Below are 1,413 nucleotides of genomic sequence, written 5' to 3'. Positions count from 1 at the left end.
CTGGCGCTGATCGGGGCGCTACCTTGTCCGGGCAAGAGCGTGACCATGCGCGGGCGTGACGTCACCCTGTCCGATCCGGCAGCGGCACTGAAGGCTGGGATCGGGCTCCTGCCCGAAAACCGCAAGATTGAAGGGCTGATCCTGCCATTCAGTATCCGCGACAATATCTCGATCAATAATCTTCCACAGTATACGCGGTCCATAGGGCTGATCGACCGGCGCAAGGAGCGTGAGAAAACCGCTTCTCTCATGCGTGCCCTGCAGGTCAAGGCCCCGGATGCCGAGACGGCAACCGTCACGCTCAGCGGCGGGAACCAGCAAAAAGTGGTCATCGCGCGCTGGCTTAATCGTCGTTGCCCGATCCTGATCTTCGATGAACCGACGCGCGGGATCGATGTCGGGGCCAAAGCGGAAATCTATCGTCTGATGCGGGACCTGACAGGGGAGGGTTTTGCGATCATCATGATCTCATCAGAACTGCCCGAAATTGTCGGGATGTGCGACCGCGTCGCTGTTTTTTATCGTGGCGCCATCTCGACCATACTCGAAGGAGATGCGCTGAACGCCGAGGAGATCATGCGTCATGCCACATCAAGCGGTACAAAATCCGTTGGACAGGGATATGCCCCTCATCAGCCCGCCGGGCCAGGAGCGTCGCTCCATGCGTGACTCCGTCATGGCGCTGTCACGGCGCTCGACCGCAATTTTGCCTGCCATGGGGCTCATTGTGGTCGTCATCGGCATGATGTTTCTCAACAGTCGTTTCCTGTCGCTGGGCAATCTGGAGAATATCGGTCGCCAGGTCTCGATCAACGCCATCATTTCGGTCGGTATGACATTCGCGATCCTGACAGGCGGCATTGATCTGTCAGTGGGAGCCACCATGGCGCTTACTGGTACGCTCACGGCGGGGCTGCTCGCCAGCGGGGTGTCAGGCGTCGTTGCCATCCTTGCGGGGATCGGGGCGGGTATGGTGTTCGGGCTCGGCAACGGACTGTGTATCGCCGGTCTGCGTATGCCCCCCATCATTGTCACGCTCGCCTCGATGAGCATCGCGCGCGGGCTGGGACTGATCTACACCAATGGCTATCCGGTGACGGGCCTGCCCGACTGGTTCGGCTTTCTGGGGCGTGGCACCATTCTGGGGGTGCAGACCCCTATCGTGATCATGGCGCTGACATTTGTGGTGGCCTATGTGATGCTCGAGAAAATGCCGATCGGGCGCTATATCTTTGCCATTGGCGGCAATGAGGACGCCGTGCGTCTCTCTGGTATCGATGCGCGTCGCTACAAGGTTATCGTTTATCTTGTCAGCGGCGTGACAGCAGCGATTGCCGGTATCCTGCTCAGCTCCCGCCTCATGAGCGGCCAGCCCAATGCGGGTATGGGGTTCGAACTCGATGCCATCGCTGC

2 protein-coding genes are annotated in these 1,413 nt (G+C 59.8%); both read left to right on the top strand.

Annotated features, from left to right (window positions below):
• Positions 1 to 669: ATP-binding cassette domain-containing protein (locus P792_RS39420; protein ID WP_035440936.1), on the top strand; the 669-nt coding region annotated here is incomplete at its 5' end.
• On the top strand, positions 662 to 1,413 hold a 752-nt coding region (locus tag P792_RS35040; protein ID WP_035441001.1), incomplete at its 3' end, for an ABC transporter permease. The genes P792_RS39420 and P792_RS35040, both read left to right, overlap by 8 nt.

This window comes from Asaia sp. SF2.1 (genome assembly GCF_000505765.1).
GTDB lineage: Bacteria > Pseudomonadota > Alphaproteobacteria > Acetobacterales > Acetobacteraceae > Asaia > Asaia bogorensis.
This window is presented reverse-complemented; position numbering and strand designations above follow the sequence as displayed.